A 19,666-nucleotide genomic window follows, 5' to 3' on the forward strand; every position below is an offset into this window, starting at 1 on the left:
GTAGACTTTTTGAGACTGGCAAAATTTTTGTTAAGAAATTTATATATTTAACATAAAAAGAAGTTCATGCAGAAAAATGGTTTAAGTTACATTGATGTTGTATATAAAGTTTTAGAAAACTGGTATGTGAAATTTGCCGAAGTTACCCCCAAATTAATTGTGGGGATTTTAGTTTTCTCTCTTTTCCTGATAACAAGTAAGTATCTAAGCCAACTAGCTGTAAAATTATTTCACAAATTCTTTCCTAAAAGTGAAAAACAAAGCTCTCTGGTAGCCTTAATAGGGGTTTTCAGATTTCTTATTATGTTGATGGGAACATTTATCGCCCTGGAGATTATGGGCTTTAGTGGTTTTCTTTGGAAATTCATAGGAAGTTTGGGAGTTGCAGGGGTTATTGCGGGGGTAGCTCTGAAAGATCTGGTTTCAAGCATATTCTCAGGAATGCTGATTGGAATTGATAAAGCTTTTAAAGTAGGTGATTACGTAACCATTGGAACCAATTCCGGAACAGTATTTGAAATTGGATTGCTTACTACAAAAATTATAACTGATGACGGGAAAAAAGTATATATTCCCAATCAGGTTATTTTCAATGCACCATTTACCAATATTACAGATTCTCCACAACGCAGAATCATCCTTAATTTTGAAATTCCTGCAGATGAGGATATCACGAAAGCCCAAAAAGGAATTTTGGAAGTAGTGAAAGGCATAGAAAATGCAGACCGTTTGGATGCTGCCGAAGTTATTCTCACAGATTTAAAACAAGGGGCATTTAATATTCAGGTAAAGTTTTGGATTGCGATAGGAGCTAATATGGTGAAAATTAAAAGTGATACATTTATAAAAATCAAGCAAAGGCTTGATGCAGATGGCATCCGTCTTCAGACCCCTACAAGTATAAGTATTACCAATGAAGGAAATGAGTTACTGGGAAACCAGGATAAATAAGACAAAAACCTTATGTGGTCAAGAAAAGAAAAACCGTTTCATTTTTTGAAACGGTTTTCTATTTTATTTTAAAATTTCAGGCTTTAAGCTAAAACTTCTTTTACTTTGTTTGCAGCTTCTTCTAAAGTAATTGCAGAATGAACAGGAAGACCTGACTCATCAATCAATTTTTTAGCTTCAACAGCGTTTGTTCCTTGTAATCTTACGATCAATGGAACCGGAAGGCTACCCATAGCTTTGTAAGCATCTACAACTCCTTGAGCAACTCTGTCACATCTTACGATACCTCCGAAAATGTTAATCAAAATAGCTTTTACGTTCGGATCTCTTAAGATGATTCCGAAAGCTGTCTGAACTCTTTGAGCATCAGCTGTTCCACCAACGTCTAGGAAGTTAGCAGGATTACCACCTGATAATTTGATGATATCCATAGTTGCCATCGCAAGACCAGCTCCGTTTACCATACAAGCAACGTTACCGTCTAATTTTACGAAGTTAAGACCTGCTTCACCAGCTTCAACATCCATTGGATCTTCTTCTCTAGTATCTCTTAGCTCAGCTAAATCTTTGTGACGGAATAAAGAGTTATCATCCAAAGTTACTTTAGCATCAACAGCAATGATTTTATTGTCAGAAGTTTTTAATACCGGGTTGATCTCGAATAAAGAAGCATCGATTCCAACATAAGCATTATATAAATTCGTGATGAATTTTGTAAATTCTTTGAAAGCATTCCCTTCAAGACCTAGGTTGAAAGCAATTTTTCTAGCCTGGAAACCTTGTAATCCTAAAGCCGGATCAATAGTTTCTTTGTGGATTAAATGAGGAGTCACTTCAGCTACGTGCTCAATGTCCATACCACCTTCTGTAGAATATACTACTGTATTTTTCCCCTGAGCTCTGTCTAAAAGGATAGATACATAGAATTCTTTAGTTTCAGATTCTCCAGGATAATATACATCCTCAGCAACCAAAACAGAGTTTACTTTTTTACCTTCAGCAGAAGTTTGCGGAGTGATTAACTGCATTCCGATGATGTTCTGTGCGTTTTCTTTTAGTTTGTCCATGTTCGGAGAAAACTTTACACCACCACCTTTACCACGTCCACCTGCGTGGATCTGTGCTTTTACTACCCAACCTTGAGCGCCGGTTTCAGCAGTCAGTTTTTCAGCAGCTGCTACAGCTTCGTCTACGTTGTTTGCAACGAAACCACGTTGGATAGCTACTCCATACTTTGATAAAATCTCTTTTGATTGATACTCGTGAAGATTCATATTATTTTTATTATTTTATTTTAAAATTTAAAGGTTGACAAATTTACTAAAAAGACACGGAAGTTCAAGATTCTTGATTCAAAAATTAAAGTTTAAGAAACTTGATTTTTAACATGTCAGCAAAATTAACCTTATTCTTCGGATGAATTCCCAGATTGAAAACCGATAAACAGGATTTTAGAGCAAGGAAATACCCTTCTAATCATTCAGCAGAAATCTTAAAGGTTGGGCTAATCTTTTAGCCCAGGCTTTTTCACTATGATCTTCGCCGGGAAAATATAGAGTTTTCCAATGTTTTTCAGAAAATCCTGCTTTTTTAATGATATTATCTGCTTTTTGCTGTATTTCCGGATACAGTGCATCCAGGGTCTTATCCCCTGTATCAAAATAGAGTTTATGATTACGAGCATCCGGAATATGACTTTCAAAATATGTTAGCATGGCTTGTGGAAAAGGATTATTCTTTAACGTAAATGTTCCCGGCCAATGGGTAGAAATACATGCTGCACCTCCGAAAACCTCAGGGTATTCACAAATAGCATAAAGTGAGATCAGGCCACCCATGCTACTGCCTGCGATAAAAGTATGCTTTCTGTCTTTGTATACAGAATATTTTTTATCAATATAAGGCTTTAGTTCTTTTACAATAAATTTCAAATAATTATCGGAATTAGGACTGAACTCTTTCTCGGATCTTCCCGCATTTCTGAGTTGACTCCTTATTGTATCCTTCTGTGATGGAGTTAAGTTTTTAAAAGGTTTTTGTGGGAAATAGTCTGAATGTCTTAATTTTTTATCATTCCAGATTCCTACAACAATAACATTTTGTACCGCTTTTTCTTTAAGAAGTTTAGTTATGGTGTTATCAATATCCCACGCCTGTTGATTCCATGTCATTTCAGGATCATACAGCATCTGTCCGTCATGCATATACAGCACAGAATATTTTTTATTTTTTGAATATCCATCTGGTAACCAGACATCCACATTTCTGGATGGGACATAGTGAGAAGTAAAATCGGTAATCCTTTCCATCTTTCCATTACTTACTTTTGGCAGCTGTCCCCATGAAATAAAAGGAATAAGTACGGACATCAAAAAAACAAACCTCATGATCATGAATAGAAAACTATTTTCTTAGAAAATAAAAGATAAGCATCCCCCAGCTTAAGATCATCAATAAACCTCCAAGCGGAGTAATAGGTCCTAAAAATTTTAAATTTACACCCCAGTAATCCTGGAAGCTAAGAAAATAGATACTTGCTGAAAATAAAACTGTTCCAATGATCATTAGCCATGAAATCCATTTCTCAGATCCGGTTTCAAATTTCAGGATATACCCTACAATCAGAAGAAAAAAAGCAGCATACATTTGGTATCTTACCCCCGTCTCAAAACTTTCAAGTCTTTCCACAGACAAAATCTTCTTAAATGCATGTGCGCCAAATGCTCCTAAAATCACGGATACCATTCCGTAAACAGCGCCAAAAACTAAAGTAATTGTTTTCATTATTAAATTTATTGAGTATTTCGAACTTCATCAATTCTGAACGAATTTTCGAATGGAATCAAAAGAACTTTTTTATGCAATTGATGATCGCTTTTGGTGTCTTTGATAAAAAGGGAATACCATAATGTATTATCAACTTTTTTCAAAAACCTGATATCGGAAACTGCAATAGTATCAGAATCTAAATTTCCGAACAGAAAAATTTCATCAGATTGTGCATCTTTCATTGGGTAATCTTTACTCCATTTTGTTGAAAATTTCTCCATGGTGATTCCATCACGTCCATATTTTAAACTTGCTGCATCAGATTTAAAATCAAAATATTTCTGGGTAAAAAACACCAATTGTTTCTGCATATATTGCTCCTGTGTCATTGGACGGTCATCAAAATTGTTATAGAGATTCTCTATATTTTCTTTGATCCACTTTTCAGCTTTAGGATCTCCTTTTTGACTGGTTTGCACTTTTGGTTGAGATTTTTGCTTTGAAGATTTTTGAGCAGCAACAGAACCAGATGATAAAAGGAAAATTACACTGAATAACGATATTATTTTCTTCATTCTGAATTATTTATTGATAATTGACAATCTTAAATATTAAAGACAGCAATCCAACGGCGATAAAAACCCAAGCGAATTTCTTACTCTGAGCAAAACCTGGATTCTTGGTGAGTTTCAGAAAGATACCAAACAGCAGCATAAAAGCAGATAAAACAATTCCAAACATTATTCAGTTCTTAATCTGTTAAGTTCATTGATCACCTCGTGATGGCTTACCGTTTTATCTTTAAAGTAATTTACAAAATGCTCTTTTTCCGCTTCAGTAGCTCCCATCTGGTTCAGAATATTGAACAGGTGCATTTTCATATGTCCTTTCTGAATTCCTGTTGTCACTAAAGAACGGATCGCTCCAAAGTTTTGTGCCAAACCGGAAACAGCAAGAATACTCATCAATTCCTGTGCAGAAGGCTTCCCAAGCAAAGCCAGGGAGAATTTTACTAAGGGATGAAGATTGGTTAAACCTCCTACTACCCCTACAGAGATAGGAAGATCAATCCAGAATCTGAAAACATCATTATCTGTAGTACAATGCGTTAACGATCTGTACTGTCCGTCTTTTGCAGCATACGCATGAGCACAGGCTTCTGTTGCTCTGAAATCGTTTCCAGTAGCAATCACTACCGCATCCACACCATTCATAATTCCTTTATTATGTGTTGTAGCACGGAAAGGTTCAATTTCTGCAATGTTTACGGCTTGTTTGAATTTCCATGCAAACTCTTCCGGAGAAATTCCGCTATCGTCTTTTAAATCCTCTATTTTACAGGAAACTTCAGCACGCACAATACAATCCGGGGTAAAGTTGGAAAGGATATTCATTACAATTTGTAAAGAATTTTTTTCTTCCTGGGTAAAATCTTCACTCACCGCTACCTCTTGCTTTAAGGTTTTTCCAAACTGCTCCAAACAAGAATTGATAAAATTGGCCCCCATAGAGTCTACTGTATCAAAACTTGCTTTAAGTTGGTAATAATGAGGCATTTCTGAGGTTTTATCCACCAGTTTAATATCTAAAATACCACCGCCGCGCTTTCTCATATTAGCCGTGATATCTTCTGTCGCTTCAAATAATTTCTTTTTTAAACTGAAATTGAAAAAATGAAGGAGCTTATGGGACTCCACATTGAATATAAAATGGGTATGCCCCAGTTTTTCGTTATTGATGATCGTAGTTTTAAACCCACCTTTATCGATCCAGAATTTGGCTGCTTTGGAAGCTGCCGCCACCACAGAACTTTCTTCAACAGCCATCGGAAGCGCAAATAATTTCCCATCAATTAAAAAGTTGGGGGCAATTCCGTAAGGCATGTAAAAATTGGAAATCGTATTTTCAGAGAACTCTTCATGAAGCTTCTGAAGATCCGCATTATCGTTCCAGTATTGTTTTAATATATCTTGATACTCTTGGTTTCCTCCAAGATATTCGTTCACGAGCCAGTCGATTTTTCCTTGTTTTGTGAGCTTGGAAAAACCTTCAATCGGTTGATGATTCATATGATATGTTTATTTTTTATAGGTCATACGAAATCGCAAGCTCGCGATTTCATATAACTTTAATGAAGTGTAAATATAATGATTTTGGGGCTTTATTTTGTTGGTAACTTTCTTTAAAAAAAAGTGACATTTCTCAATTTTGGATTTATTTTTGAATGAAAAATACCACCTGAACACTAATATTTAAGTTTAAAAAATGAACTTCGACCGTCTGAAAGAAAAACTTGAAATCTTGGCTGATGCAGCGAAATATGATGTTTCCTGTTCTTCCAGCGGAGGTACCCGTAAAAATAGGAAGGGAGCTTTAGGAGACAGTTCTGTAAGTGGGATCTGTCATACCTATACAGAAGACGGACGATGTGTTTCTCTTCTTAAAATTCTTTTAACGAACCATTGTATTTATGACTGTGCATATTGTGTTTCCAGAAGTTCTAATGATATTAAAAGGGCAGCTTTTACAGTGGAAGAAGTGGTTGATCTTACGATCAATTTTTATCGAAGAAATTATATTGAAGGATTGTTCCTGAGCTCAGGTATTTTTAAAAATGCCGATACAACAATGGAACGCCTGGTAAGAGTCGCTAAAAAACTACGTCTTGAAGAAAATTTTAATGGTTATATTCATTTAAAATCTATTCCCGGAGCCAGTGATGAGCTAATGCAGGAAGCAGCTTTATACGCGGACCGATTATCTGTCAATCTTGAAATCCCTACGGAAAGCGGCTTAAAACTCTTAGCCCCGGAAAAGAATCGTGAAGACATGCTTCAGCCCATGCGTTATATTCAGAAAGGAATTTCTCAGTATAATGATGAAAAGAAAGTTTTCAGAAAAGTTCCGAAGTTTGTTCCGGCAGGACAATCTACCCAAATGATTGTTGGCGCTACCAATGAAAATGACCTCCAGATTATTAAAGTTGCCGATCATTTCTATAAGAATTTTAACTTGAAAAGAGTCTATTATTCAGGATATGTTCCGGTTTTGGAAGATAAAAGACTGCCTTCACTCACTACTGAAGTGCCGATGCTTCGGGAAAACCGTTTATACCAATCTGATTGGCTGATGCGGTTTTATGGTTTTAAAGCTGAAGAAATTTTAGATCCTAATATTCCGTTTCTGGATTTGGAAGTGGATCCGAAATTAGGTTGGGCTTTAAGACATTTAGATCAGTTTCCGATCAATCTTCAAACCGCTGATTATCAAATGATCCTAAGAATTCCCGGAATTGGAGTAAAAACCGCACAAAAAATTGTTGCCGCGAGAAGATTCCAGATTCTTACTATGGATCATCTCAAAAAGCTAGGTGCAGCAGTAAACAGAGCAAAATATTTTATTGATTTCAGCACGGGAAATGCATTTCTGAAATATCTTACAGATAAAAACTTCAGAAAATTATTGATTGGCGGAAGTTCTTCGAAGTTTCATAATCAGTTTTCCCAACAATTATCACTTTTTTAAATGTATACAAAATGGAACGAAGTATATATAGTAAAGAATCTTAATTATATATAGAGATTTTTTACTTCGTTAGAATAAGAGCAGTTAAATAATTAATAATTTTCTCATTAAAATGACCACCTTACTTTATGACGGAAGTTTCGACGGGCTTTTAACAACAGTATTTGAGGTTTTTGAATATCGCTACCAGGATGTTGAAATGGTAAGTAAGGACAAATTCGTTCATGAAAATATGTTTGCAGAAATTCATGAGGTGATTACGCAACATGAAAAAGCTGAAAGAGTATTGAATAAGCTGGAAAAAAATATCGGGAAAGCCGGAATTCATCAGCTATTGAAAGTTTTTTTATCCGAAGATACTGAGCTTGAAAAACTTATATTATCCGCTATACAACAATCTATTCAGCATCCTGACGAAAATATTCTTCAAAATTATGCAGATGAGGATATTTTAAAAATTTCCAAGATTTGTAAATCTGTGGACAGGGAAAGACACAGAATGACGGCTTTCGTTCGGTTTGAAAAGATGCAGGACGGTGTTTTCTTTGCCAAAATAGACCCTGATTTTAATGTGATCCCATTAATAAGAAAGCATTTTAACGACCGTTACCAGGATCAGAAATGGATGATCTATGATCTGAGAAGAAATTATGGTATTCTATATAACCTGGAAAATTGTGACTTCTTTTATCCCGAGGAAAAATTAAACCTCAATCAGTATCAGGAAAAGTTTCATGATGAAGAACAGAATTACCAGAAATTGTGGCAAAGATATTTTGTGAAAACCAATATTGTGGAAAGAAAAAATATGAAATTACATGTGCAGCATGTTCCGAAGAGGTATTGGAAGTATTTGACAGAGAAGAACTGATTTCATGATTTTAGTTCTCATAGATTAAGATAACGCAGATTTTTTTAGCCTCAGACCACACAAATTACGTAGATGTAAAAAATGAAATTTCTTATTTTTTATTTGTGAAAATCTGTGATATTTGTGGTAAATAAAACATTAATGAAATTACTCTTACTTCTATTGACCTTAATAACAATTCTCGGTTGCAGTAAGGAAAAAATTGGTGACAGGCTCTTGCCAGAGCCAGATAAATATGAACATCTGACAGTTAAAAACAATATCAACATCAACCAAGATAAAAATACTATTAAAGAACGGTTCACCACCCCTAAAGGCTATGATTGGGTGGAAGAAAGACCAGATTCTTTTGGATATTTTATTGAAAATTTCAAGTTGAAACCTTACGAAAGTCCGATTCTGAAATATGATGGAAATCCGATTTCTACTCAACATCTTCATGAGGCTGTTTTTGATATTGATACAGGAGATAAAGACTTGCAGCAATGTGCAGATGCAGTGATCCGTTTAAGAGCTGAATATTTGTATAAAACGAAAAGATTTGATGAAATCAAATTCCACTTTACAAGCGGAGATCTTGTGAGCTGGAATGATTACAAACATGGAGTACGAGCATTTGTAAATGGTAATTCTGTAACTTTTAGAAAAACTGCTGATGCTGATGACTCTTATCAGAACTTCAGGAATTATCTGGATCTGATTTTTAATTATGCAGGAACCATTTCACTGAATCAGGAAACCAAGCCTGTTACAAAAAACTCCAACTTGAAAACCGGGGATATTTTAATCAGTCCGGGAAGTCCTGGACATGTTGTTTTCATTGCCGGAGTATGCAAAAACAAGGAAGGTAAAAAGTTATTTTTATTAGGAGAAGGTTTTACTCCTGCCCAATCTATTCACGTAATTTCCAATCCTTTTCATAAAAATATTTCGCCCTGGTATGATCTGAACGTGCATGATTCCGAGACCAAAACTGCACGTTATCTTTTTAAGCCTACCAACTTTAGAAGCTTTTAATAATTGATATTCAAAACTATTATCAAGTTACTACTGTAGTCTGAACTAGTTTTTGTAAATTTGTGTTCGAAATTTTTTACTAGATGAAAGAGAGTGCTGTAAAAAAAATTGCAGTTCTTACGTCAGGAGGAGATTCTCCGGGTATGAATGCAGCCTTAAGAGCGGTGGTGAGAACCGCAAATTACTATCATATTGAATGTTACGGTGTACGAGAAGGGTACAATGGATTGATCCACGATGACTTCCTGAAAATGGGGCCTCGTTCCGTAAAAAATATAATCAACCAAGGCGGAACTATTCTGAAATCTGCCAGATCCCTGGAGTTTAAAACCAAAGAAGGCCGTCAAAAAGCTTATGACAATTGTGTGAAGCACGGTATTGATGCTTTGGTTTGTATTGGTGGAGACGGAACCTTTACGGGAGCTAAGATCTTCAACGAAGAATTCGGAATCAGAGTAATTGGTGTTCCGGGAACTATTGATAATGATATTTTCGGTACGGATAATACCATTGGGTATGATACGGCCTTAAATACTGCTATGGAAGCCATCGATAAAATCCGTGATACGGCTACTTCTCATAACAGGGTTTTCTTTGTGGAAGTAATGGGACGTGATGCCGGCTTTATTGCCCTAAACAGTGGATTGGCAACAGGTGCTTTAGATATTTTGATTCCTGAGAAAAAAGACAGCATGTCTGATCTCTTTGCCAACTTCAGAAAGGCAGAGAAAACAGGAAAAGCCTCAAGCATTGTAGTGGTAGCGGAAGGTGAAAAATTAGGAAACATTTATGATCTTGCGAAGGAAACCAAAGAAGAGTTCCCGGATTATGATATCCGTGTAACGATTTTAGGACATATTCAAAGAGGGGGTTCTCCAAGCTGTGCCGACAGGGTATTGGCGAGCAGACTTGGGTATGGGGCCGTAGTAGGATTAATGGAAGGAAGAACCAACGTAATGGCAGGAATGCGTTCCAATGATCTGGTATATACACCAATTGAAGAAGCCATTAAAAAACATAACGAAATCAATAAAGATCTTTTACTGATTTCAGAAATATTAGCAATCTAACTTATTTTTATAATCAAAAACAACTATTATGTCAACAATCAAAGTAGGTATTAACGGGTTTGGTAGAATCGGACGTCTTGTTTTCAGAGCAATGACTGAAAGAGATAACATTGAAGTAGTAGGAATCAATGACCTTATCAATGCGGAATACATGGCTTATATGCTAAAGTACGATTCTGTACACGGTATTTTCCCGGGTGAAGTTTCCGTAGAAGGAAATGATCTTGTGGTAAACGGTAAAAGAATCAGAGTAACTGCAGAGAGAGACCCGAACAACCTAAAGTGGAATGAAGTAGGTGCTGATTACGTGGTAGAATCTACAGGTTTATTCTTAGATAAAGAAAGTGCTTCTGCTCACTTGAATGCCGGTGCAAAAAAAGTAATCCTTTCTGCTCCTTCTAAAGATGATACTCCAATGTTCGTAATGGGTGTAAACCACAAAGAACTTACAGATGATATCAAAATCTTATCCAACGCTTCTTGTACAACCAACTGTTTAGCTCCATTAGCTAAAGTAATTCACGATAACTTCGGAATCGTTGAAGGTTTGATGACAACGGTTCACGCTACAACAGCTACTCAGAAAACTGTTGACGGGCCTTCAGTAAAAGACTGGAGAGGTGGTAGAGCTGCTTTGAACAACATTATCCCTTCTTCTACAGGTGCTGCTAAAGCGGTAGGAAAAGTAATTCCTTCATTAAACGGAAAATTAACAGGGATGTCTTTCAGAGTTCCAACAGTAGATGTTTCTGTAGTTGACCTTACTGTAAGATTAGAAAAAGCTACTTCTTACGATGAGATCTGTGCTGCAATCAAAGCTGCTTCTGAAGGTGAATTGAAAGGTATCTTAGGATATACTGAAGATGCTGTAGTTTCTCAGGACTTCGTAGGAGATAAGAGAACTTCTATCTTCGACAAAGATGCTGGTATCATGCTTTCTCCTAACTTCGTAAAACTTGTTTCTTGGTATGACAACGAAATGGGATATTCTAACAAGTTAGTGGATATGCTTGTACACGCTGCTTCTTTATAATAAAAAATAAGCAATACGTAATAAAAAAACCTTCCGATCGGAAGGTTTTTTTATTATATAGAAAATAATTTCCGGTTTAATTCATATCTGTCATTGCTCCTGATTACCCGTACTTTCTGTTTTGTTTTTCTGAAAAATTGTGAAGCCAAGCCCAAGGCCAAGCCAAGCTTTTTTATTATAGATCCAGTTGTCTCCTAATTCACCTCCAATTATATCCCATCCAACAAATGCTCCAACTTGAAACCTTTCATATGCATAAACAACCCCAACAGAAGGAGTAAAAGCACCTGAGGTTGTGACTTTGTCTTCTTCTATATAATTATTAGTTGATTCACTGTCCACACTGACTGTTGAACCCGCTATACCAACCAAAATACTTATCGCTTGTTGCTTTCTACTTCTTAGATTAAATTCCATTCCAGCGTTTAATCCTAGAGAAAATCCTTCCCCATATTGAAAAGATTTGTTATTTCCTCCAAATCTTAATTTAAAAGGAATAAGAGTAATTCCATACGTGAAACTTCTACTTGCTCCAAAGTATTCTTGTGTCTTTTCATCTAAATCTTTAATCTTAATAGCAAAATATTTATTTACAGAAGTCAGAGAATCTATAAATTGATATTTATCAGGAAGCAGATGTTCCTCTTCATCTGATTTTGGCTGACTTTGATCTGAATCACCTTGTTTTTTATATTTCCAAAATTTTATTTTAGCCGTATTATTATCTAATATTTCAATCACAGTAAATTTTGTTTCTTTTGTTGCAATCAGTTTTTTATTAAGTATACTTTGTGTTGTACCCTCATCAAAAAAGTTTATCTCATAAACAGGAATATCAACATTAGTGATATAATACTTTCCAGTAATGTTTTTTCTTTCCTGCCCAAACGCCATTCCCACCCATCCGAGCAGAAACAGCAATACGATTTTTGTTTTCATGATTTTTTAGTTTTATGGTTAAAGTTTTTACTTGAAAATAGGAGAATCAATAACCATAAGATGTAAACATCTTAAAGCCAAGTTCTCACGGTTATTAGTTACACAAATTTTGGGATTTTATGGACTCGAGAAAATCACCCATTTGTAGTATTTTTTAAAGAAATATTGGATTTTTCTTTACAATACATGAAATCATTGATTTCTAATCATTAAAGAAAGGCAGCTGTAAATTCTATGAAGAAAGAAATGAAAATTAGTTGATTTTTTAAACTATCTGCCAAAATAAAACCTCCCAAATTCGAGAGGTTTCCAGTTTATCATTTTCAAACAGCTAATAAAGAAAATTCTAAACTAATTTATCTGGACAGTTGCATTTTTGCAGGTAAAATTTTTAGAATTTGATACAATTTTCACAGAAAGGTTAACTCTAAAGCAAGATGTTTTTAGAGTTGAGTTCTCACGGTTATTAGTTTATACAAATTTTGCAATTTTATGAATGCAAAAAAATCACCCTTTTGTAGTATTTTTTAAGAAAACTTTAACTATTTTAGTTCAAACTAAAACCCATGAAAAATGAAGACAAAGAACATCCTCTGCGTGAAATCTGGAATTCTTATCCCGGAGTCGCCAAAGTAGAAATAGAAAAATTAAAAAAGCCGCCTATCGAAAGGGTAATTGGTGAAATGTTTTCTATGGGTGAATTTTATTATTATGTTTTAAATCTTACCAATAGTACTCTTTCTCATCATCATGAAAGTATTTTAAAAATTCACGGCTTAAAAAATTATCCCGAAACCCTGAATGAGGTCATTGATCTTGTTCATCCTGATGATATTCCCTTTGTGATAAAGGCGGAACAAACAGCCGTTGAAAAAATGATGGAAATCGGAATTCAGCATCAGCTTTTCCTGAAATCCAGCTATTGTTTCAGAATGAAAACAGCCAGTGGAAACTATGAGCTTTTCCATCATCAGGCGATTCATACTTTGGAAGATGAAAATAAAAAGCTGATACAGGCGATTAACATTCATACCAACATCCATTATATTACACATCAAAATCCCTACACGGTCCTGATTTCAGGAATTAGTCCGAGGAATGATTTTCATCAGATAAAAATCAATTCACCTTTATCTGTTGATCCTCTTTTAATGGAGCTTACTAAAAGAGAAAAAGAAATTTTGTCATTTATCGCCAAAGGATATTCGGGAAAAGAAATATCTAAAATTCTCATTCTTTCGGAACATACAATCAGAACCCACCGGAAAAATATCCTGAAAAAAACAAGTTCCAGAAACAGCAAGGAATTGTTGAAAAAGGCTTTTGAATGGGGACTGATCTAAAACAGATGATAAATTTCATTGAAGAATTTCGGTGTAAAACTTGTATTTTTATCTTCCATGGAAAAAATAGTTTTGCAGCCACGATGTAAAGATTCACTTCACTTTAAAAATTTCTGGGAAAGAGGAAACGGGAAACAGCTTATTGAATTCTCCGGGGCAGAAGTGAGTTTGAAAGATTTTGAACAATTTGCGTCTTATTATTATCATGTGGATGAAATTGGCGACGAGGTGGTAAAAGAGGTTTATCTGACCAAAAAATTCCATGAAGCTTCAAGGGAAATTGAGCATTACATCCGAAATGGAGTATCAGAAAATGATAATGTCCCTGAAAGTGTAAAAAAGCTTTTCTTCCAAACACAATCAATTCCTGAGTGGCTTGATAAGGATCTGTTGAAAAGTGGTGCTGAACTATGTATGAGAAGCGGTCTGGATGCATTGATCTCATTAAGAGATTATTGCCTGATCGGTGGCTACGATTATGCTTACCTCAACAAACCTCTTATTGTAACGGAAGCTTTAAAAAAAGGAGCAGTGAAACGTCTTTCGGAAACATTGGATTTTTGGGTGAATGCGACAAGATATGATGCACTGGAAGTTCATGCCAAAGGCTATGAATTTGCGATAAAAACCAGGCTTATTCATTCTTACGCAAGGCTTTCCGTTAAAAAACATTATACAAATTGGGATACTGAAAACTGGGGTGAACCTATCAATTCGTGGGATATGATGGCAACTTACATCGGTTTTAGCCTCGTATTTCTTCACAGTCTGCAAAAACTGGGTAATACTTTTTCGGCGGAAGAAGAGCAGGGAATTTTTCATTTATGGAAATACATCGGGTATTTATTGGGAGTTCCGGAACGTCTATTACCGGATGATAAAAAGCAAGCTACAGAATATTTCTATTTATGGACATCAGTTCAGCCACCTTCTGACAAGGATTCTGTGTTGCTTGCTCATTCGTTATTGAATGAATCATTGGAAAACCCGATTTTAAAATTTAAATTTCAAAGGAAAAATCTGCGCTATCTGCATATTTGCTGTACATGGTTCTTATTGGATGATGAAGTGTGTAAAAGGTTGGAGATCCCCAATGTTTCCAATAAAAATGGTTTTCCGAAAGCCAAAAGATTTTTCAATAAATTATATACTACCGTTGTAAGTCGGGAAGCACAGATCAAAGCCGGAAACAAAAGACATTTAAAGGTTTTAAAAGATTATTTAGAAATAACAAAAGGCTCTAATTTTCATTAAAACCTTATCTATTCTGACATAAGAAGAATCTTTAATTTTCAATCGATTCTTTATTCCACATCCGCTTCGTTATGAACGATATCCGTTATAAAAATTTATCAATTTTTAACTATAAAAACCTTTTTTCAAGGCAAATAATATTAGCTTTTGATGTTTAAATTATGTATTTTTGAGAAATTATTTTAATACAGATGAGTAATATTGAAGATAAGAAAAAAGCACTTGCATTGGTGCTTGACAAACTAGATAAAACGTACGGAAAGGGAACTGTAATGACTTTGGGAGATAATTCCGTAGACAATACTATTGAAGTAATTCCTTCCGGATCTTTAGGACTAGATATTGCATTGGGAGTTGGAGGGTATCCTAGAGGAAGAATCATTGAAATTTACGGACCTGAATCTTCAGGTAAAACCACTTTAACGCTTCACGCTATTGCCGAAGCTCAAAAAGCAGGCGGAATTGCAGCATTTATTGATGCTGAACATGCTTTCGACAGAACGTATGCGGCAAAACTGGGAATTGATTTGGAAAATTTAATCATTTCTCAGCCGGATAATGGGGAACAGGCTTTAGAAATTGCCGATAACCTGATCCGTTCAGGAGCGATTGACATTGTTGTTATCGACTCAGTAGCAGCACTTACTCCAAAAGCGGAAATTGAAGGAGAAATGGGAGATTCCAAGATGGGTCTTCATGCAAGATTGATGTCACAGGCATTAAGAAAGCTGACCGCTACAATTTCAAGAACAAAATGTACGGTGATTTTCATCAACCAGTTGAGAGAGAAAATCGGGGTAATGTTCGGAAATCCTGAAACAACAACCGGTGGTAACGCCTTGAAATTCTATGCTTCTGTAAGAGTAGACATCAGAAAAGCCAGTGCACCGATTAAACAGGGAGATGAAGCAATCGGAAGCCGTGTGAAAGTGAAAATCGTGAAGAACAAAGTGGCTCCACCTTTCAAACAGGCAGAATTTGATATTATGTATGGTGAAGGTGTTTCCAAAACAGGAGAAATCCTTGATCAGGCAGTGGAATTAGGAATTGTAAAGAAAAGCGGTTCTTGGTTCAGCTATGAAGATACTAAGTTGGGACAAGGCCGTGATGCAGTAAAAGATGTTTTAAAAGACAATCCGGAACTTGCGGAAGAGCTGGAAAACAAAATCAAAGAAGTGTTGAAAAACAAATAATTCATAAAAAAACCGGTCTGAAATTCAGGCCGGTTTTTTTATGGGCTTTCAGATGATTTGCCTGTTGTATAGTTTTTGAAATTTTGATTACTTTACATATCTGACCTGACGAATAAGAATTGTTTATTATTCAATATTGAAAATGCATTAAGACATATGGTTACTGAATATAAAAAAATTGATCTGTTTGGAAAAACGCTCATTCAGAAAGTAGATTTAGAACCACCCTTTGAATTTACATTTCCTGTTGCAGAACAAGCCTGTTTTTTATATGTATTGGAAGGCGAGATGCAGTATCAGTCCAATGATAGTCAGATTAATATTCCAACAAGGCATTCATTATTATTAAACTGCATCAACTCTGGAAAACAGATACACCATTCAACTCATAACAACAATGGCCAAATTGTAATCGTCACCTTCCATCCGGATCTGTTAAAGAAAATTTACGAAAGAGAGCTTCCTTTGATCTTCCAGCAAAGCAATACAATAAGCAATCAATGGAGTAAAGAAATAAACAATGATTTTTTGATTCAAAAATATATTGAAAGTCTTCTTTTTTATTTGGAAAATCCGTCTTTGATCAATGATGAGATTTTGATTCTAAAACTCAAGGAAATCATTCTCCTATTATCACAAACACAAGAAGCTGAAACCATACAGGTCATATTATCCCAGCTGTTTTCACCAACATCTTATACATTCAGACAAATTATAGAAGCCAATTTATTTTCGCAGATCAGCATTGATGAACTGGCCCAAAAAACCAATTTAAGCCTTTCTTCGTTTAAGAGAGAATTCAAAAAAATATATAATGACTCTCCAGCCAGTTATATTAAAACCAAAAGGCTGGAAAGAGCCGCCGAATTACTTCTGATTTCTGATGAACGTATTACCGATATTGCTTTTGATTGTGGATTCAACGATCTGACCAATTTTACTAAAAGCTTTCACGATAAATACAAAACTACACCTACAAATTACCGTTCAAGGCTGAAGAAGGATCAATAAATGAACCTAAGCTCAAATCTTCTTCCTTTTTTTTTTGATCTCAATATCAATTGCTATTTTAAGTATAGCAGGAATTTCATGTAAGAGTTATATATGATCTTTTGAACTAAATAAACATATAATTGAGCTAATTGACAAAGCTTCCCTTCTTTTTGTATTGCAATTTTGCAACAGTAATTAAATATTCAAAAAAAACAAAAATTATGGGACTATCATATTTAGGAATTTTTCATACTGTTATAGGTATTATTGCTATTATAGCTGCAGTTGTGGGTTTTGTTAAAAATGGGAAAATTGATTTAAGCCTGATCACAGGCAAAATTTATTTTTATTTAACGCTTATTACTTCGCTCACCGCTTTGGGGTTATCAAAACACGGAGGTTTTAATCCGGGGCATATTTTTGCTCTTTTCATTGTTGTTTTAATAGTAGTGGCTTATTTACTTCATAGCAAGAAAAAAGGCAATAACAGGGCTCGCTTTTTTGAGAACTTTTTTCTTTCCTTTAGTTTTTTCTTATCCCTTGTTCCTACTGTTAACGAAACCTTTACCCGCGTTCCGATTGGACATCCTTTGGCAAAAGGACCAACAGATGCGATCATCGGTCAAACACTTCTGGGCCTTTTTGTACTTTTCGTTATTGGTTGTTTTATTCAATTCAGAACGCAAAGAAAAATTAACAGAATGAGTTAAATCTTTTTGTGGTTAGTGCCATTCTGTCACTTTCTTCTGCATGGTATTTTTTTTGAGAAGGATTTAAAAAATCAAAACTCAATTATTATGACTAAAGGAAATATTAATGTATCCGTGGAAAATATCTTTCCGCTAATTAAAAAGTTTCTTTACAGTGATCACGAAATATTCTTAAGAGAGCTTATCTCTAACGCTACCGATGCTACTTTGAAATTAAAGCATCTTACAAGTATCGGTGAAGCTCATGTTGAATATGGAAATCCCAAGATTGAAGTTAAAATCAACAAAGAGCAAAAAACACTTCATATTATCGACCAAGGAATCGGGATGACGGGTGAAGAGGTGGAAAAATACATCAATCAGGTTGCTTTTTCCGGAGCTGAAGAGTTTTTGGAAAAATATAAGGACACTGCAAAAGATGCTGGAATCATTGGTCATTTCGGGCTTGGATTCTATTCCGCATTCATGGTTGCGGATAAAGTTGAAATTATAACGAAATCGTATAAAGGTGAACCTGCAGTTCGCTGGATTTGTGACGGAAGCCCGGAATTCACGCTTGAAGAAACAGAAAAAGCAGAAAGAGGAACAGAAATCATCCTTCACATTGCAGAAGATTCAACGGAATTCTTGGAAGAAGGGAAAATCCGTGAATTGTTATTGAAGTACAATAAATTCATGCCGGTTCCTATCAAATTCGGAACAAGAACTCACACATTGCCTTTGCCAGAAGATGCTCCAGAGGATGCAGTAGCCGAAACGGAAGAAGTAGATAACATCATCAATAATCCTACTCCTGCATGGACAATTGTTCCTAGTGAACTAACCAACGAGGATTACATGAAGTTCTATCATGAGCTGTATCCAATGCAGTTTGAAGAGCCTTTATTCAACATTCACTTAAACGTTGATTATCCGTTCAATTTAACAGGAATTCTATTTTTCCCTAAAATAAGCAACAATTTAAATATTGAAAAAGATAAGATTCAGCTGTACCAAAACCAGGTATTTGTTACTGACGAAGTGAAAGGAATTGTTCCTGATTTCTTAATGCTTCTTCGCGGGGTAATAGATTCTCCGGATATTCCGCTGAATGTATCCCGTTCTTATCTTCAGGCAGATGGAGCCGTGAAGAAAATCTCTTCTTACATCACCAAAAAAGTGGCCGATAAAATGTCTTCATTAATCAACGAAAATCGTGAAGATTACGAGAAAAAATGGAATGACATTAAGGTAGTTATCGAATACGGATTGGTAACTGAGGAGAAATTTGCAGAAAAAGCTGACAAATTCACTTTATATCCAACGGTAGACAGCAAATATTTCTTATGGAATGAATTGACAGACAAAATTAAGTCTTCTCAAACGGATAAAGACGGTAATTTAATTGTTCTGTATGCTTCGAATGCAGATGAACAGCACAGCTATATTCAATCTGCGCAGGATAAAGGGTATGAGGTTCTTCTTCTGGACTCGCCAATCGTTCCACATGTTATTCAGAAGCTGGAAGCTTCCAAGGAGAAAGTTTCTTTTGTAAGAGTAGATGCAGATCACATCAATAATCTGATCAAGAAAGATGAACCTGTTATTTCCAAATTAAATGACACTGAAAAGGAATCTTTAAAAAAGAATGTGGAAGAAGCGATCAAAGACGCGAAATTCACTGTTCAGCTTGAAGATCTGGACAGCAATGACGCTCCATTCACCATTACCCAACCGGAATTCATGCGAAGAATGAAAGACATGCAGGCAACAGGCGGTGACGGAATGTTCGGAATGGGAGGTTTCCCTGAAATGTATAATCTTGTAGTGAATTCCAACAGTGAATTTGCCAACAGGATTTTGAAGGCTGAAAATGCTGAAGAAAAAAATGATCTTATTAAATACGCTTTGGATCTTGCCAAACTTTCCCAGAATTTACTAAAAGGAAAGGAACTGACAGATTTTATTCAAAGAAGTTATCAGCAGGTAAGTAAATAATATTGAAATAGTATCGGCGGA

At 35.4% G+C, this 19,666-nt stretch carries 18 protein-coding genes; 12 read left to right on the forward strand and 6 right to left on the reverse strand.

All coding sequences use genetic code 11. The features are described 5' to 3' along the window. Nucleotides 1-66: 66 nt before the first annotated feature. Nucleotides 67-951: a mechanosensitive ion channel family protein gene (locus tag EGI05_RS07630; protein WP_123262426.1), complete on the forward strand. Its 885-nt coding sequence runs from the start codon at nucleotides 67-69 to the stop codon at nucleotides 949-951. Between the two features lie 83 nt (nucleotides 952-1,034). On the opposite strand, the gene sucC is transcribed toward EGI05_RS07630, so the two are convergent. From sucC to EGI05_RS07655, 5 genes are all read right to left on the reverse strand, one after another. Next, complete coding sequence (gene sucC, locus EGI05_RS07635) at nucleotides 1,035-2,225, reverse strand: ADP-forming succinate--CoA ligase subunit beta (protein WP_123262427.1); 1,191 nt, start codon at nucleotides 2,223-2,225, stop codon at nucleotides 1,035-1,037. 198 nt (nucleotides 2,226-2,423) lie between these two features. Beyond that, nucleotides 2,424-3,338 (reverse strand): alpha/beta hydrolase, encoded by a 915-nt coding sequence (locus EGI05_RS07640; RefSeq protein ID WP_123262607.1) that lies wholly within the window; start codon nucleotides 3,336-3,338, stop codon nucleotides 2,424-2,426. Nucleotides 3,339-3,354: 16 nt separating this feature from the next. Continuing rightward, entirely contained in the window at nucleotides 3,355-3,735 is a 381-nt protein-coding gene (locus EGI05_RS07645; protein WP_123262428.1) for a DUF423 domain-containing protein, read from the reverse strand. 8 nt (nucleotides 3,736-3,743) lie between these two features. Beyond that, nucleotides 3,744-4,295 carry a hypothetical protein gene (locus EGI05_RS07650; protein ID WP_123262429.1) on the reverse strand — a complete coding sequence of 184 codons (552 nt, stop codon included), beginning with the start codon at nucleotides 4,293-4,295 and terminating at the stop codon, nucleotides 3,744-3,746. A gap of 165 nt (nucleotides 4,296-4,460) precedes the next feature. Beyond that, entirely contained in the window at nucleotides 4,461-5,789 is a 1,329-nt protein-coding gene (locus EGI05_RS07655) for a hydroxymethylglutaryl-CoA reductase, degradative (protein ID WP_123262430.1), read from the reverse strand. Nucleotides 5,790-5,985: 196 nt separating this feature from the next. Between EGI05_RS07655 and EGI05_RS07660 the strand changes: the two genes are divergently transcribed. The 5 genes from EGI05_RS07660 (at nucleotide 5,986) to gap (ending at nucleotide 11,236) form a co-directional block, all read left to right on the forward strand. Continuing rightward, a complete protein-coding gene (locus EGI05_RS07660; protein ID WP_123262431.1) occupies nucleotides 5,986-7,245 on the forward strand; it encodes a putative DNA modification/repair radical SAM protein in 1,260 nt (419 codons plus the stop codon). A gap of 112 nt (nucleotides 7,246-7,357) precedes the next feature. Then, on the forward strand, nucleotides 7,358-8,116 hold the full coding sequence (locus tag EGI05_RS07665; RefSeq protein ID WP_123262432.1) for a TIGR03915 family putative DNA repair protein: 759 nt from the start codon (nucleotides 7,358-7,360) through the stop codon (nucleotides 8,114-8,116). Between the two features lie 141 nt (nucleotides 8,117-8,257). Then, entirely contained in the window at nucleotides 8,258-9,133 is an 876-nt protein-coding gene (locus EGI05_RS07670; RefSeq protein ID WP_123262433.1) for a DUF4846 domain-containing protein, read from the forward strand. An 83-nt stretch (nucleotides 9,134-9,216) separates the two neighbouring features. After that, nucleotides 9,217-10,203 carry a 6-phosphofructokinase gene (pfkA, locus tag EGI05_RS07675; protein WP_123262434.1) on the forward strand — a complete coding sequence of 329 codons (987 nt, stop codon included), beginning with the start codon at nucleotides 9,217-9,219 and terminating at the stop codon, nucleotides 10,201-10,203. Between the two features lie 28 nt (nucleotides 10,204-10,231). After that, nucleotides 10,232-11,236: a type I glyceraldehyde-3-phosphate dehydrogenase gene (gene gap / locus EGI05_RS07680; protein ID WP_121460071.1), complete on the forward strand. Its 1,005-nt coding sequence runs from the start codon at nucleotides 10,232-10,234 to the stop codon at nucleotides 11,234-11,236. 90 nt (nucleotides 11,237-11,326) lie between these two features. Here the strand turns inward: gap and EGI05_RS07685 are convergent, their stop codons facing one another. Continuing rightward, nucleotides 11,327-12,175, reverse strand: coding sequence for a hypothetical protein (locus EGI05_RS07685; RefSeq protein WP_123262435.1), 849 nt, complete (start codon nucleotides 12,173-12,175; stop codon nucleotides 11,327-11,329). Nucleotides 12,176-12,741: 566 nt separating this feature from the next. Here EGI05_RS07685 and EGI05_RS07690 point away from each other — a divergent pair. From EGI05_RS07690 to htpG, 6 genes are all read left to right on the forward strand, one after another. Then, on the forward strand, nucleotides 12,742-13,518 hold the full coding sequence (locus EGI05_RS07690) for a response regulator transcription factor (protein ID WP_123262436.1): 777 nt from the start codon (nucleotides 12,742-12,744) through the stop codon (nucleotides 13,516-13,518). 57 nt (nucleotides 13,519-13,575) lie between these two features. After that, nucleotides 13,576-14,772 (forward strand): oxygenase MpaB family protein, encoded by a 1,197-nt coding sequence (locus EGI05_RS07695; RefSeq protein WP_228428564.1) that lies wholly within the window; start codon nucleotides 13,576-13,578, stop codon nucleotides 14,770-14,772. 191 nt (nucleotides 14,773-14,963) lie between these two features. Further along, nucleotides 14,964-15,965 carry a recombinase RecA gene (gene recA / locus EGI05_RS07700; RefSeq protein ID WP_123262437.1) on the forward strand — a complete coding sequence of 334 codons (1,002 nt, stop codon included), beginning with the start codon at nucleotides 14,964-14,966 and terminating at the stop codon, nucleotides 15,963-15,965. 156 nt (nucleotides 15,966-16,121) lie between these two features. After that, on the forward strand, nucleotides 16,122-16,976 hold the full coding sequence (locus EGI05_RS07705; RefSeq protein ID WP_123262438.1) for a helix-turn-helix domain-containing protein: 855 nt from the start codon (nucleotides 16,122-16,124) through the stop codon (nucleotides 16,974-16,976). A gap of 131 nt (nucleotides 16,977-17,107) precedes the next feature. Beyond that, nucleotides 17,108-17,668, forward strand: a complete 561-nt coding sequence (locus tag EGI05_RS07710) for a hypothetical protein (protein ID WP_228428565.1) — start codon at nucleotides 17,108-17,110, stop codon at nucleotides 17,666-17,668. 87 nt (nucleotides 17,669-17,755) lie between these two features. Further along, nucleotides 17,756-19,645 carry a molecular chaperone HtpG gene (gene htpG / locus EGI05_RS07715; protein WP_123262440.1) on the forward strand — a complete coding sequence of 630 codons (1,890 nt, stop codon included), beginning with the start codon at nucleotides 17,756-17,758 and terminating at the stop codon, nucleotides 19,643-19,645. Nucleotides 19,646-19,666: the final 21 nt, after the last annotated feature.

This window comes from Chryseobacterium daecheongense (assembly GCF_003729955.1).
Taxonomy (GTDB): domain Bacteria; phylum Bacteroidota; class Bacteroidia; order Flavobacteriales; family Weeksellaceae; genus Chryseobacterium; species Chryseobacterium daecheongense.